The 13,914-nt window shown below is 66.6% G+C and carries 15 protein-coding genes; 4 read left to right on the top strand and 11 right to left on the bottom strand.

Annotated features, from left to right (window positions below; all coding sequences use genetic code 11):
- Positions 1–12: 12 nt before the first annotated feature.
- From ACIP9X_RS03470 to ACIP9X_RS03440, 7 genes are all read right to left on the bottom strand, one after another.
- Positions 13–1,476 carry an ABC transporter ATP-binding protein gene (locus tag ACIP9X_RS03470; protein WP_400478315.1) on the bottom strand — a complete coding sequence of 488 codons (1,464 nt, stop codon included), beginning with the start codon at positions 1,474–1,476 and terminating at the stop codon, positions 13–15.
- On the bottom strand, positions 1,473–2,297 hold the full coding sequence (locus tag ACIP9X_RS03465; protein ID WP_400478314.1) for an ABC transporter permease: 825 nt from the start codon (positions 2,295–2,297) through the stop codon (positions 1,473–1,475). Before ACIP9X_RS03465 ends, ACIP9X_RS03470 begins: the two co-directional genes overlap by 4 nt.
- Entirely contained in the window at positions 2,294–3,304 is a 1,011-nt protein-coding gene (locus tag ACIP9X_RS03460; protein WP_400478313.1) for an ABC transporter permease, read from the bottom strand. Before ACIP9X_RS03460 ends, ACIP9X_RS03465 begins: the two co-directional genes overlap by 4 nt.
- Before the next feature lie 6 nt (positions 3,305–3,310).
- The gene (locus ACIP9X_RS03455; RefSeq protein WP_400478312.1) at positions 3,311–4,864 is read right to left on the bottom strand and encodes an ABC transporter substrate-binding protein; all 1,554 of its coding nucleotides are present in this window, start codon (positions 4,862–4,864) and stop codon (positions 3,311–3,313) included.
- Between the two features lie 261 nt (positions 4,865–5,125).
- On the bottom strand, positions 5,126–6,034 hold the full coding sequence (locus tag ACIP9X_RS03450) for a metal ABC transporter permease (protein WP_400478311.1): 909 nt from the start codon (positions 6,032–6,034) through the stop codon (positions 5,126–5,128).
- A gap of 5 nt (positions 6,035–6,039) precedes the next feature.
- Positions 6,040–6,786 (bottom strand): metal ABC transporter ATP-binding protein, encoded by a 747-nt coding sequence (locus ACIP9X_RS03445; protein ID WP_400478310.1) that lies wholly within the window; start codon positions 6,784–6,786, stop codon positions 6,040–6,042.
- Between the two features lie 45 nt (positions 6,787–6,831).
- Entirely contained in the window at positions 6,832–7,848 is a 1,017-nt protein-coding gene (locus ACIP9X_RS03440) for a metal ABC transporter solute-binding protein, Zn/Mn family (protein ID WP_400478309.1), read from the bottom strand.
- A 95-nt stretch (positions 7,849–7,943) separates the two neighbouring features.
- On the opposite strand from ACIP9X_RS03440, the gene ACIP9X_RS03435 reads away from it, so the two are divergent.
- From ACIP9X_RS03435 to ACIP9X_RS03425, 3 genes are all read left to right on the top strand, one after another.
- A complete protein-coding gene (locus tag ACIP9X_RS03435; protein ID WP_400478308.1) occupies positions 7,944–9,071 on the top strand; it encodes a GTP-binding protein in 1,128 nt (375 codons plus the stop codon).
- Positions 9,068–9,190 (top strand): type B 50S ribosomal protein L36, encoded by a 123-nt coding sequence (gene ykgO, locus ACIP9X_RS03430; protein ID WP_050053273.1) that lies wholly within the window; start codon positions 9,068–9,070, stop codon positions 9,188–9,190. The genes ACIP9X_RS03435 and ykgO overlap by 4 nt, the downstream gene beginning before the upstream one ends.
- Before the next feature lie 150 nt (positions 9,191–9,340).
- Complete coding sequence (locus tag ACIP9X_RS03425) at positions 9,341–9,760, top strand: SHOCT domain-containing protein (protein WP_400478307.1); 420 nt, start codon at positions 9,341–9,343, stop codon at positions 9,758–9,760.
- A gap of 19 nt (positions 9,761–9,779) precedes the next feature.
- On the opposite strand, the gene ACIP9X_RS03420 is transcribed toward ACIP9X_RS03425, so the two are convergent.
- Entirely contained in the window at positions 9,780–10,352 is a 573-nt protein-coding gene (locus ACIP9X_RS03420; RefSeq protein ID WP_400478306.1) for an MOSC domain-containing protein, read from the bottom strand.
- A gap of 181 nt (positions 10,353–10,533) precedes the next feature.
- On the opposite strand from ACIP9X_RS03420, the gene ACIP9X_RS03415 reads away from it, so the two are divergent.
- The gene (locus ACIP9X_RS03415; protein ID WP_400478305.1) at positions 10,534–10,872 is read left to right on the top strand and encodes a hypothetical protein; all 339 of its coding nucleotides are present in this window, start codon (positions 10,534–10,536) and stop codon (positions 10,870–10,872) included.
- 68 nt (positions 10,873–10,940) lie between these two features.
- Here the strand turns inward: ACIP9X_RS03415 and ACIP9X_RS03410 are convergent, their stop codons facing one another.
- The 3 genes from ACIP9X_RS03410 to ACIP9X_RS03400 form a co-directional block, all read right to left on the bottom strand.
- Positions 10,941–12,212, bottom strand: a complete 1,272-nt coding sequence (locus ACIP9X_RS03410) for an RNA polymerase sigma factor (RefSeq protein ID WP_400478304.1) — start codon at positions 12,210–12,212, stop codon at positions 10,941–10,943.
- Positions 12,213–12,244: 32 nt separating this feature from the next.
- Positions 12,245–12,673: a YciI family protein gene (locus ACIP9X_RS03405; protein WP_400478303.1), complete on the bottom strand. Its 429-nt coding sequence runs from the start codon at positions 12,671–12,673 to the stop codon at positions 12,245–12,247.
- A 128-nt stretch (positions 12,674–12,801) separates the two neighbouring features.
- Positions 12,802–13,902: a LacI family DNA-binding transcriptional regulator gene (locus tag ACIP9X_RS03400; RefSeq protein WP_400478302.1), complete on the bottom strand. Its 1,101-nt coding sequence runs from the start codon at positions 13,900–13,902 to the stop codon at positions 12,802–12,804.
- Positions 13,903–13,914 lie beyond the last annotated feature (12 nt).

The raw sequence follows: 13,914 nt of genomic DNA, 5'->3' as shown, positions 1-13,914 counted from the left end.
TTGAGTGATTTACTAACGGGTCAGTAGCGTTGAAACCGGCAACCTCCGCATGTCCCCCATGTGCGGAGGTTGCTTCGTTCCGAGCTGGATGCGGCGGTGGGCAACCGCATCGGCGAGGCTCTGGTCGTGCGTCACCAGCATCAGAGCGCAGCCTTGGCTGTCCACCTGGTCCATGAGGCAGCTCATCGTTTCCTGCTGCGTGATGAGGTCCAGCCGCGAGGTCGGCTCATCGGCGAAGACAAGGGCGGGCCGGAGCAGCATGGCCCGAATGATGGCGAGCCGTTGCAGCTCCCCGCCGGACACCTGCCCCGGCATCCGCTCGAGCAGCCCGGGGGCGAGGCGGAGCGAGGCCATCAGTTCATCGAGGCGGTCCCGGCCCAGCCGGTGGCGTCTCATCACGTCGCCGAAGGAGTCCTTGAGGGCGGCGCGGGGAGCGAATGCCACCGTGGGGTCCTGGTAGAGCTTCTGCAGCCGCCCGCCGTCGAGCACGTCCGCATGCCGCACCCTGCCGGAGTCCGGCGGCAGCAGGCGCAGCAGGATGTTGCCGAGCGTCGTCTTGCCGCTGCCGCTGGGACCGCGGAGCGCGATCCTTTCCCCCTGCCGGACAGTGACGGAGAGGTCAGAGAAGAGCCTCTGCCCGCCGTAGGACTTGCTGAGCCCCTCTCCCGAGATGAGCGGCTGTCCTGACGGTTCGGCGGCTGACCCGCTGTGGGCCCAGTAATAGTTCCAGTTGACCGGCTCGGCGCCGAGCAGCTGGCGGGTGTACGGGTGCGCCGGTTCTGTGAGCACCTCCCCGGCAGGGCCCTGCTCGATGACGTGGGCGTCTTTCATCACCAGAACCGTGCCGCCGAGCTCGCGGGCAAGGTCCAGGTCATGCGTGATGGTCAGGAGGATGCCACCGCCGTCGAGGTGGCGTTGCAGCAGCGCCGCCAGCTCCCCCCGCGCAGCCACGTCCAGTCCCTTCGAAGGTTCATCGGCGATGAGTACCTGGGCGTTTCCGATAGTGGACGCGGCGAACGCGACGCGCTGGGCCATGCCGCCGGACAGTGTGTGCGGGTAGGCGCGGGTCGCGTAGCCAAGCCCGAGCGAGCCCAGCAGGGTCCGGGCCGACTGGCGTGCAGACCCCTTGTCCGATGTGAAGGAGCGGGCGCCCTCGGCGACCTGTTCCTGTACCCGCATGGTGGGGTCAAGGGACAGCACCGGTTCCTGGGGCAGCAGGGACATGACCCGCCCCCAGAGCGCCCGCCGGTTGGTCCGCTCGGCCAGGTCGCAGGTGGTGCCGTCTACGGCGAGGGATCCTTGGAGCGTGAGGCTGCCGGGCAAGGTTCCCATGATCGCGTGGGCCAGCAGCGATTTTCCGGAGCCGCTTTCGCCGACGATCGTGACGGCCTGCCCGCGCTCGAAGTGCAGATTTTCGACGTCGACAAGGGTGGTGCCACCGGCGGAGACGGCGAGGTGGCTGAGGCGCATGCTCATGTGCTGGATTCCTTGCTACGCAGGGCCAGGAGGCCCGCCAGTACGGTGGTGAGGATCAGGACGGGTGCCAGGGACATCCAGGGTGCCTCGTGGTAGTACGGGAACGCTTCGGTGATCATCAGTCCCAGTTCCGGTGTGGGCGGCTGGATTCCCACTCCGACGAATCCCAGTGTGGACAGGGCGAGGATGGACGTTCCGACGCCGAAGGTGGCCATCGTGGTCAGCTGCGGTCGCAGTTCGGGCCAGAGGTGGCGGCGCATGATGTGGACCGGGCCCAGCTTGAACAGTCCGGCGGCCTCGACGGCCGGCCCGGCGAGCACCAGTCCGCTGCGTGCGCGGACCACTCGGAAGTACTCCACCCACTGGGCCAGCGCCAGCCCGACGTAGAGTGTCCACAGGTCGCCATTCGCGACAGCGGAGAACATGAGGACCACCAGCAGGGCCGGCAGGGCGATGAATGCCTCCGACAGGCCGTGCAGCAGGGTGTCGACCCAGCCGCCGCGCCACGCAGCGGCAATGCCGGCGAGGGTTCCGGCCAGCAGGGCGGTCACTACGCACAACACGGCCATCATCAGCGACAGCTGCGTCGCATGGGCCAGGCGGGCCACGACGCTCCGGCCGAGGTGGTCCCGGCCGAGCGGCTCGGCGAGGCTGGGTGCTTCGAGGAAGCGTGACAGGTCCTGCGCAGCGTGGTCCGGCCAGGCAAGCGGGCCAAGGAGGGCGAACAGCAGCAGGAGGGAAAGCAGCGCAGCGGCAGCGTGCCGGATCCGCTGTCCTTTCACGCCTTCCGCAGGGCGGGGCAGGGTCAGCGGCAGTGTCATCGGACTGCCTCCCGAACGCGGGGACGCGGGTCAAGCGCGAGCGAGCCCAGGTCGACCACGGTGTTCAGGACGACGACGAGGAGGGCAAGTGCCAGGGCCGTCGCCTGGATCACCGGTATGTCCCGCCAAAAGATGGCATGCACCAGGGCGTGGCCCAGGCCGGGCCAGGCGAAGAGGCTTTCGACGACGACAACACCTTCGATGAGGATGAGCAGCTGCACGCCGACATACACAATCAGGGCCACACCGCTGTTCCTCAGCACGTGCCGAAAGAACACCAGCCGTTCACCCAGCCCCTTGGTGGCGGCAAAACGGACATAGTCAGACTGCCGGACCTGCACCACGGCATCCCTGGTCACCCGGGCAAAAAGCCCCGAAAGTCCGACGGCGAGCGTGGCGGCTGGGAGCACGATGTTGCCGGTTGCACCGTGGCCGGCGGCGGGAAGGGCCCCGAGCTGCACGGAGAAGACCAGGATCAGCACCAGGCCCAGGAGGAACGGCGGCAGCGCCCGCGCTGCGGAAACCCAGAGCGTCGTGAGCCGGTCCAGCAGTCCGCCCGGCCTGGCCGCGGCGAAGGTTCCGACCGTGGCGCCGACAGCCAGCCCGGCGATCAGCGCCGCGACGGCGAGCTGGATGCTGCTGGAGAGGTAGAGCCCCAGCTCTGTGCGGACGCTGGCACCCGTGACCAGCGAGGTTCCCAGATTGAGGGAGAGCAGGTCCCCGAGCCAGTCGAGGAGCTGCTGCCATGCAGGGCGGTCCAGTCCCAGCTCATGCCGCACGGCGTCGGCTGAGGCCGCGGTGACCTGGTCATAGCCGTAACGGCCTGCGGCGATGCGGAACCCGATGTCGCCCGGCAGGCTTTGAACGATGGCGAAGCAGGCAGTCGAAACGAGCAGCACCACTGCGGCGGCCTGGACGGCGCGCTCGCGGAGCACCAGGGCGACCGGGCCGGCGGCACGCCGCTGCCTGGACGTTCGCTGAAGAGTTGTTGGGATTGAAGTCTGCATGGGTTCCTACTTCGTCCAGGTAAGTTCTATGAGCCGCCAGGAGCGTTCCAGGGGATCCAGTTCCAGTCCGCTGACGCGCTTGCTGACCACTGCGCTCTGGCGGTACCAGGCGACCGGTATGACGGGCAGGTCGCGCTGCAGGATTTCGGCCACCTGCCGCCGTCCTTCCTTCAGACCCTCGGGATCGGCGCCGCTGGCCATCGTGTTCAGTGTCGACGTCAGCGCCGGGTCATGCCAGCCCATCGCTCCGTGGTCCGCGCCGTCCGCGCCGAAGTCGCCGGCGAGCGTGACCAGCGCATCGGGCACGAGGGCGTAGTTGCGGGCGTACAGGCCGAGCTCAAGGGAGCCGTCCTGGTGGCCGGCCGGGACTTCGCTGGAGTTGCCCACCTTGACGTTGAGCGTAATCCCCAACTCCTTCAGCTTTGCCTGGATGGCGGTGGCCAGAATCGGCAGTTCGGGGCGGTCCGGGAAAGTGCGTAGGGTGACGGAGAACTTCTTGCCGTCCCGTTCCAGCATGCCGTCGCTGCCTGCCCGCCAGCCGGCCTTCGCCAGCAGCTCCCTGGCTGCTTCCTCGTCGTGCTTCAGTGGCGCCACTGAATCCTGGTGCCACTCCGGGAGTGACGGCGCGAACAGCTGGGTGGCCGCCATCTCCGGGTCCCGCAGCAGGGCCGTGGCCATCGAATCGCGGTCCAGGGCCATGCTCAGTGCCTGCCGGACGCCCGTGTCCTTCAGGATGTGGTGTCCGGCGTTGACCTTGAGCAGGATGGTGCGGGGCAGGGTGACGTCCTTGATGGTCAGCTTTCCCGATTGCTTGAGACGCTGCAGGCTGGTCGGATCCATGCCGAAGGTCACGTCGGCCTGGCCGCTCTCGGCCATCAGGGCCCGGCTCTCGGCGCGGCCCACAGCCTGGTAACTCACCTCAGTAATCGCGGGCTTCTTTCCGTGCCACTGATCGAAGGCGACGAGATCGACGTCGGCCGGCTGTTCCAGCCGCTTGATCCGGTAAGGCCCGGATCCCACCACTGAAGTCACGGTGCGGTCGGCGCCGTACGAACTGGGTGCCAGAATTTGGGTGCTCGTGTGGGCCAGGACCGCGGGCAGGGGAGCGAACGGTTTTGCCAAATCCACGCGCACTGCTCCGCCGTCGGCGGCGATGGCCTTGACGGGGACTTCTGACAAGGGTGTTCCGGCCTTGGTCTTGGCGGTCTGGAGGGCGGCGGCTACGGCAGCAGCGGTGACGGGCGTGCCGTCGTGGAAGGAGGCGTCCTTGCGGAGGCTGAAGCGCCAGGAGAGTCCTCCCGGGTCCACATCCCAGCGGGAAGCGAGGCCGGGCTGCAAAACGCCGTTGATATCGGCGTCGACAAGGGTCTCCGCCACCTGCAGCCGGGTGAAAAAGCCGCCGCTGGTGGACGGGTCCAGGCTGTGAAGTTCGAACTGCCCCACCACCTTTAACGGCCGGTCAGGGTCAGTACTGGTGTTTGCACCCTCCCCGGCGCACGCCGCCAACAGCAGCAGCGCCGCCACGGACGCACCCGCCGCACTGAGTTTCCGCCACATCATTTCCAGGCCTTTCTTTGATCAATCGTTTCCATCGAAGCGTAGATGCAAATGATTATCAATAACAAATAAGTCGGGAAGCCGTCCGACTGCGGCGAATGTTAAGGGCAGCGCGGGCCGGGTAACTGAAAAGGGGCAGGAGTGATGTTCCTGGGCAGCGAAAAGCCTCCCCGGCGTAAGTCCCGGGGAGGCTGTCGATACCGCTGGGTTATCGGGATGTCAGAGGCGCTGGTGTAATTCCGCGTCTCGGCTCATCCATTCACGTCAGGTCCTCGCGCTCACCTGGACATCGTCTTCGGCGTCGAGGTGCGGATCCTTTGCGTGTGCCGGACGATGCAGCAGCGGCCGCAGGATGGCCACTGCGGCGTACAGCCCGATGGCAAGGACCACGATTGTTGCGCCCGGAGAGAGCTCCTGGAAGTAGGTGATGGACAGGCCGGTGACGCAGACAGCGGCGCCTATGCCCATCGCCGTCGTCATCGTCGCCCGGAAGGAGCGGGCGCTGAGCTGTGCGATGGCCACCGGCACGATCATCAGTGCTGAGACGAGGAGGACACCGACGACGCGCATCGAGACCGAGACGGTCAGTGCAGCCAGCACGGCCACCATGATGTTCAGGGTGCGGGTGGGGAGGCCGGTGGAGCGGGCGAAGTCCTCATCGTGGCACAGGGCGAACAGTGCCGGGCGCAGTCCCAGCCCGATGCCCAGGATGACGAGGGCCAGGCCCGCGGTGAGCCAGACGTCCAGGGTTGTGACGGTGGAAATGGAGCCGAACAGGTAGCCGGTGAGGTTCGCGGCGGTGCCCCCGGCCATGCCGATCAGCAGCACGCCGCCGGCAATGCCGCCGTAAAAGAGCAGCGCGAGGGCCAGGTCCCCGCTGGTCCGGCCCTTCTCCCTGACGATCTCGATGAGCACGGCACCGATGACCGCTGCGACGACGGCGCCTGGTATGGCCAGCAGGTCGTGCGGCGTGAGCCCGGCGGCGCTGCCCGCCAGCCAGCCCATGGCCACGCCGGTCAGGGCGACGTGTCCGATGCCGTCGCCGAGGAGTGCCAACCGTCGTTGCACCAGGTAGGTCCCCATGACAGGCGCTGAGATGCCCACGAGGACGGCAACCATCAGGCCGCGCTGCATAAGCGGACTGGACAGCATTAACAGCAAGGCGTCGATCATGGACTTCACCACTCCGAACGGAGGTCGGGGACTTTGTGTCCGGGAGGGGGCGTGTCCCCGTGGGCGTGAACGTGGTCATGGTCCGGGTGGTCGTGGCCCGGCGCCGCCGAGGGCGGCGGACCGTCGAAGACGATGCGGCCATGGCGCAGCACCACGGCCCGGCCGATGAGGCCGTGCAGTTCGCCCAGCTCGTGCAGGACGACGAGTATGGTGGTTCCCTTCGCGTGCATCTGCCCGAGCGTGAGGGCCAGCGCCTCCTTGGAGGCCCGGTCGATACCAGCAAGGGGCTCATCCAGGATGATCAGGTCGGGATCGCGGACAAGCGCACGGGCGATCAGGACGCGCTGCTGCTGGCCACCTGAGAACACCTGGACGCTGTCGTTTGCGCGGTCCAGCAGGCCCACCTGCTCCAGGGCCTCGAGGGATTTCCGGCGGGCGCCGCGGCCGGGGCGGAGGCGTTTGCCGTCGAGCAGCCCGGAGGCGACGACTTCGACGGCGGTGGCCGGCACTCCGGAGCTCGGCCCCATCCGCTGGGGTACGTAGCCGACCCGTGACCAGGGCACCGACCGGCGCGCCGCGGCGACGTCGGCCCCGAACACTTCGGCCCGGCCGGCCGTGATGGGCACGATTCCGGTCAGGGCCTTGACCAGTGTTGATTTGCCGGAACCGTTGGCCCCGAGCAGGGCAACGACCTCACCGTCCCTGACGGTGAGGTCGATTCCATGCAGGATGGTGCCGGTTTCCACCGACACGGACAGTCCATGGGTCCGGATGGGTGGCTGGGAACCGGGCACGGGCTAGGCGCAGTTCAGGGCCGCGCGCAGGGCCTCGAGGTTCTTGCGCATAACCTTTTCGTAGTCCGAGCTCTCATCACTCAAGCCCTCGAGCGGGTCAAGGACGGCTGTCTTCGCGCCAAGGTCTGCTGCAAGGGTTTCAGCGACCTTGGGGTTGACGAGGGTTTCGGTGAAGATGGTGCTCACTCCCTCATCCTTGACCACCTTGCCGATTTCCGCCAGCCTTGCCGGCGACGGCTCCGCATCCGGCGACAGGCCCGAGATGCCGACCTGCTTCAGCTTGTACTTGTCAGCGAGGTAGCCGTAGGCCTCGTGGGAGACAACCACGGTGCGGGTCTTGCATGTGGCCAGGCCCTGGCTGAAGTCCTTGTCCAGGGTGGTCAGCTTCGCGGCCAGGGCTTCGGCGTTGGCCTTGTAGGTGGCTGCGTTCGCGGGGTCGGCCTCGCCGAGCTGCCCTGCAACAGCACTGGCAGTGTGGGCGAGCCGTACAGGATCGAGCCAGTAGTGCAGGTCACCGCCTGCGTGTGCTTCGCCCGCGTGCCCGGACTCTTCGGTGTGGGCTTCCTCGGAGTGCGCTGCTTCTGTATGCGCCCCTTCGGTACCGGGCGCGGCGCCCTCGCTGGCGTGCTCAGCTTCAGAGTGGCCGGCGGGCAGCGTGGCCTCCTCCGACACGTCCAGTGCATGGTCCGGGGCGGCTTGTTTGATGGCCTCGTCTACGGCGGGCTGGAAACCGGAAAGATATACGACGGCGGCAGAGCTCTCCAGGGCGGCCACGGAGGCCGGGGGGAGCTCCAGGTCATGGGGCTCAGTGCCGGGAGGGGTGAGGGAGTCCACCTGCACGAGATCCCCGCCCACCTGTTCCGTCACGTACTGCAGAGGATAAAAGGATGCCATCACCTTCAGAGGCTCCCCGGCGCCGGCGGTGCCGCCTGAGCCGGAAGGGCTGCCGGCTGAGCAGGCCGTCAGGGCAAAGGCGGACAAAAAGGGCACAACAAGCGCGGCACGTAAACGGGGATTCATGATATCGATTCTTACCTAAATGAGAATCAGTGTCAATTGAAGAAGGTTGCGACCAAGAGTTGTATATGAGAATGATTCTCAACTAGGTTGGGTTCATGAACATAACCGTTGTCAGTTCCCTGGACGTCTTCAGCCGCCAGAAAGCTTGCGCGGCTTTGGCCGGAAATGGTCCCGAGTCGATTGTCGTGTTCCACGACCTTCTGGAAGACGGCTTGGTCATCCGACGAATTTTCAGGGAGGGGCGGCTCCTTCAGCGTGAAGAATCCAGGTTGGAACACGGCTGCCTGAGCTGCACGGTCCGCCTGGACGTGGTTCCCGCCGTGAAAAGGATGTTGGCGGAAGAATCACGCATGGTCCTGGGGTTGCCGCCGGGGGTGCCCGCCGCCACGGCGGTTCACGCACTCCTAAGGGGTCTCGGCGATGCTGTCGCTGTCGGCTCCGTAGTAGTGGCCTGCGCGCCGGACGCAGTCGAAGACCAGATCTGGGACCACCACACGCTCTTTGAGTCCGGCTACACCCCTGTTCCCGACGATGAGCGGACACCGGGGGAATTCCTCATGGGGGAGTTCGCGTTCGGTGACACCGTCGTGCTTGCAGACCCGGCCTTGGTGCCGGTCGATCCCGCAGCGCGTGCGCGTGGTGTCCAGTTGATTCGTGAACTGGCCCCGCACGCGGTGGTGACGGAAAGCGACGGCGAGCTCCGGTCAGGACGCCACCGGCTGGTTCAGGCAACGGCACGGGCGGTGCCAGGCTCTGTGCAGTTACCCGCTCACTCCTCTTCGCCTTTCCGGACCGTTGTCCAGCGGCTCGGGCGCCCGCTGCACCCGGAACGCTTCCGGCATGCGTTGGCTGCTCTCTCCGAGGGTTGTTGCTGGGTACGGGGCCGTCTTTGGGTCGCATCGGCCCCAGACTGCAGGATTGCCATACAAGGCATCGGGCCGCGGATCTGGCTGGAAGACACCGGGCCTTGGCGGGCCCACCGAAACCGGCTTCCCGCCGTCGTCCTCGACGGGCAGGACGCTCAGCGTGAAACGAATCCCGAATCCGGTGACCGCGGAACGGTTCTTGCTGTCACGGGCGATGACGTCGACCCTGCGGAAATAGCCGCCCTTCTTGCCGCCTGCGAGCTCACGGATGCTGAGCTCGCCGCTTCCCCCGGCGGCATCAATGACCCATTCGGTTTGGATCGAAAGACCGAATCAACTCAAAGGAGCAACACATGAAGGTAAGAAACTCACTGCGGGCACTGAAAAAAATCCCGGGAGCCCAGATAGTCCGCCGGCGCGGCAAAACCTTTGTCATCAACAAGAAGAACCCACGCATGAAGGCCCGCCAAGGCTGAGCCCAAGGCCTGCCTGAGGCCCCCGCGCCCGGCCCCTGGTCACGGTAGAAAGGAGGTTTCTCTCTTTTGCTTGTTGGAGTTCAGCTTCGGCAAGGCAATAGGATTTTCTGGAACACTCGCGTTTTCCAAGGGGGAGACATCCAAAGTAACGTGCGCCAGGACCCGATGACGCGGCGCGGCTGGGTCTGGCTGATTGCGGTCGGCTTCGCTGTTTCCATCGTGGGTATCATCGTTGGGCTGCAGAAGGCCGGGCCGCGCTGCGGCAGTCCCCTGGTTCCTCAAAGCCGCGAGGCCGAAATTCTCGACGCGCTCCGGCCGGGGTCGCGGGCGGCGGGCGAGTGCTACCGGAACATCGATGCGGCCGCAGTACCGACCTGGACCCTGATCGCGCTGGGCCTCGTGATGGTCCTGATTGCCGTCGTTATCCGGGTTGTGACCATCAACCGCTTCTCCACATCTGCGCCGTCCGTGGCCGCCCAGTTGGATGATCTGGCCCGCCGGTACAAGGAGGGCCTGATCAGCACCGAGGAGTTCAACGCCAAACGCGCCGACCTGCTCAACAGGTTGTAGCCCGGCCAGGCCGGGGCTGTTAGGGCAGTCGGCCGGGCCGCAGCAGCGCGGGCGTGCCTGAGGAACCGGGTTCCAGCGGCACGGGACTAATAAGCACGGCGGGCCCGCGGTGCAGGGTCCCGTTTGAGAGCGCCTGGCAGCGTATTCCTCCCCGTCCGCGCATGGCTTTGTGGGCGCCGGGGGCGAGCATCTGGTCCATCCACGCACAGGGATGGGCCGGCCGCCCGGCTTTGAGCCAGACCGTTTCCCCGCCTGTTTCCAGGGCGAAGTCGTTCCCAAGCAGCGGGGGAAGATGAGCGCCTCTGAGCACGATATTGCGCCGCGTGAGCAGCGGGTCAAAGGGGCCCGCTCCGAGTTCCGCGGCCATGGCTTCGAGCGCCTCGACGGCGATCAGGGTGACTGCGGCGTCCATATGGGCGGCCTTGCCGAAGAAGCGGTCACCCACAATTCCTTTGCCGGCCACCAGTTCGACATGGCCGGCGTCCGTAGTGGGGACGTCGGCGGCTCCTTCACTGGCGCGGCCGAAATAGGCGTGGGCCGGTGACACCAGCAGATGCAGGACCTCGACGTCGTACCTGAAGCTTGCTGTCATGCCACAAATTATCCCTGGTTGCAGGGGTACAACCATGAGGCATGCTTCTTCCGGGACGCCGTGAAGGCCGTTAGGTTAGAAGTGGTTGGAAGTACCGCGCCCTCTTATTAAAGGACGAAATCTGTGCGGACCCCCAGCGGTGTCTGCTTACAATCGACCCTAGTCAACTACTGAGGGAATCATGAAGAAACTCACCACCGCTTTGCTGGCCGCCGGGCTCCTGCTGTCCGCCTCCGCCTGCTCCTCGCCGCAGCTCTCGACCGCGGAAACCTGCGACCGGGTCAGGACCGTCGTGTCCAGCCCCACCGGAAATATGGGCAAGACCGGAATGATCAAGCTCGCGAACCAGATCCGACCGATCGAGGCTGTGTCCTCCGACGACCTGAAGCCCGCCCTGCGGGCCATCCTGGACTACGCGGACGAGTCGGTGAAGGAGCACCCTGACTCCGCAAAGCTCAACGAGCTGTCGGCCGCGTACCAGAACGCCGGAAGCACCTACAGCCAGTTCTGCAGCCAGTAGCTTCAACGCCAAAATACACCGAGAGGGACCGGATGGAATTCGGTCCCTCTCGGTGGTTAAACGCGCCGTCAGAGCTCTGCGGCCCTGGCTTCCAGAACGGCGCGGGTGCGGCTGTTCCTGGCGAGGCCGGCCGCCGTCGTAAATTCTGCCCGCGCCTCTTTGGTCCGTCCCAGCTGCGCCAGCAGTTCGGCGCGGACGCTGGGCAGCAGGTGACCTCCGCGGAGGGCGCCGTCAGAGACGAGGCGGTCCACAATGGCGAGTGCTGCGGCGGGTCCGGTCGCCATGGACACGGCCACCGCACGGTTGAGCTCCGCCACGGGGCTGGGTGCCACGCGGCCGAGCACCTCATAGAGCAGGACAATGCGCTGCCAGTCCGTCTCATCAACGCTGGGGGCAAGAGCGTGGCATTCGGCGATGGCCGCCTGCAGGGCGTAGCTCCGCCGGCCCCGCCCCAACGCCTCGGCCAGCACATCGGCGCGGGCCAGGGCGGTCCGGCCCCGGCGGATCTGGCCCCAGTCCCAGCGGGTACGGTCCTGATCCGCCAGCAGGATCGGCGTGCCGTCGGGCTTGGTGCGGGCAGCGAAGCGCGATGCCTGGAACTCCATGAGAGCCAGGAGCGCGTGCGCCTCGGGCTCGCGGGGAACGAGTCCCGCAAGGATGCGTCCGATCCGCAGCGCCTCATTGGCGAGGTCGGGGCGGATCCAGCGGTCCCCGGAGGTGGCCGAGTATCCCTCCGAGAACATTAGGTACACGACGCCGAGGACCGCTCCGAGCCTGTCGCCCCATTCGTTCGGTTCCGGGACCTCGAACGGGACCCGGGCGGCCGCGAGGGTTTTCTTGGCCCGCACGATCCGCTGCTGCACGGTGGCAACCGGAACGAGGAACAGGCGCGCGATCTCCTCCGCCGTCAGGCCTCCGACCACCCGCAGTGTCAGCGCCATCTGCGCCTCGCGTGAGAGGACGGGGTGGCAGGCCGTGAACACGAGCCGGAGCACGTCGTCCTCCACCGGTTCCCACGCCACGCCCGCCTCGTCGGCAAGTCCCTGGGCCATGGTGCGGTACTTCTCGTCGAGCTGCTCTGCGCGGCGCCAGGAGTCAATCGCCTTGCGTTTGGCGACTGCGGTAAGCCAGGCGCCGGCGTTCCGGGGAACACCCGATTCGGGCCACTGGGTGAGGGCGTCGGCGACGGCCTCCTGGGCCACATCCTCAGCAAGGCCGAAATCCCTTGTCACCCTCGCCAGCGCCGCGACGATGCGCGGGCCCTCGATGCGCCACAACGCCTCGACCCGCCGCCGCACCGCTGGATCCGGCGCGGCGGCCGCCGCTGCTTCCCCGGTCACAGCCGAGCCTCTCCTACTCCTGCGGCGGCGGATCAGGGCTGTCCCAGCTCCTGGCGCCACCCTTCCTCTTTCTGGATGTACTCGTTATCCGCGAACTCGGCGAAGTCCTCGGCCTCCTGCACACGGCGGACCTCCAGCTTGGAGCCCGGGCCGAGCGGGCAGCGGCTGGCCCATTCCTTAGCCTCTTCCTTGGACGACACCTGGACGAGCCAGAACCCATTGAACAGCTCATGCGTCTCGCCGTACGGACCGTCGGTCACCACAGGCGGCTCCTCTGAGAAGTCGACCACGAAGGCGCTGCCCTCGGAAACGTCAGCGAGACCTTCACCGCCCACCATCACGCCGGCCTTCATCATGGACTCGTTGTAGGCGCCCATCCTGTTGATGATCTCCTCGAACGGCATCTTCTTCGATGCTTCAAGGGCTTCATGGGTGGAACGCATGATGAACATGTACTTCATGGGATTCTCCTTGCCTGGACGAGGACGCCGTGTGCGTCCTTCTACTATTGCGTCGAACGGCACCGCCCGGAATCGACACGCGGCAAAAAAGTCTTTTTGCGCTACCGTCCCCGGCGGGACTGTCGCGGCTACAGCGCCGGCACCGCGGCGGACTCCTCGGAGTCAGCGGGGACAATGCCCACCGACCCGCGCCGCACCAACGTTGCGGTGAACTCCGGGGCGGCGGCCAGCGGCGGCCGGCCCTCGATCTGCCGGATGAGGGCGCCCGCCGCCGCCGCGCCCATGTCGTACACGGGCTGGGCAACCACGGTGAGGGGCGGCGTGGTGAGGCGCGTCCAGGCCAGGTCGTCGTACATCAGGAACGAGACGCCCGCAGGGATTTCAAGGCCCAGTTCCTGGATGGCCTCGACGACGCTCAAGGCGATCAGGCCGTCAGAAGCCACGACGGCGGTGGCCCGGTCCTCCGACTGAAGAACGTCGCGCGTGATGTTCCGGATGGAGCCGGCGTCGCCCGCGTTCAGGCGGACGAGGTCGGCGGGAAACGGCACTTCGGCTTCGAGGAAGGCGCGCCGCATGCCCTCCAGCCGGTCCGCGATCTGCGAGGAATCCAGGGCCATTCCTTCGCTGTAGGCAGCGTCGGTCTTCAAGGTGGAGATGAAGGCTATCCGGCGGTGCCCTGCGCCGAGGAGATACAGCGTGGACTCGTAGGAGATCCGTTCCATGTCCACGGCCACCGTATCGACGTCGAGCCCGCCCGCCGTCCGGTCCAGCAGGACCAGCGGGCGGCCGGAGTCGCGGACCCGCTGCAGGTGCCCCGTATCCACGGACGAGGCCGGTGCGACGATCAGGCCGTCCACGCGCTTGTCCAGCAGCACGCGCACCGCGTCCACTTCCGCCGCGGTGTTCTCGTCCGTGTTGATGAGGATGACGTTGTAGCCGCTTTTCTTTGCGACGTCCGTGATGCCCCTCGTGGCGAGGCCGAAGTGAGGGTTCTCGATGTCGCCCACCACCACGCCGATGGTGTGCGATTTCCCTGTGTTCATGCTGCGGGCAAGCTCGTTGGGCCGGTAGGCAAGCTCCTCCGCCGCCGCCAGCACCCGTTCCCGCACGTCGTCACTGACCGCGCCGTAGTTTCCGAGGGCCCTGGCCGCCTGCGCCTTGGACACCTGGGCAGCTTTTGCCACGTCGGCAACTGTTACGTCCCGCCGTCTTGCTCCGTCACTGCTCATGTTCACCTTCCA

Origin of the sequence: Arthrobacter sp. NPDC093125 (genome assembly GCF_044754225.1) — a bacterium.
GTDB lineage: Bacteria > Actinomycetota > Actinomycetes > Actinomycetales > Micrococcaceae > Arthrobacter.
This window is presented reverse-complemented; position numbering and strand designations above follow the sequence as displayed.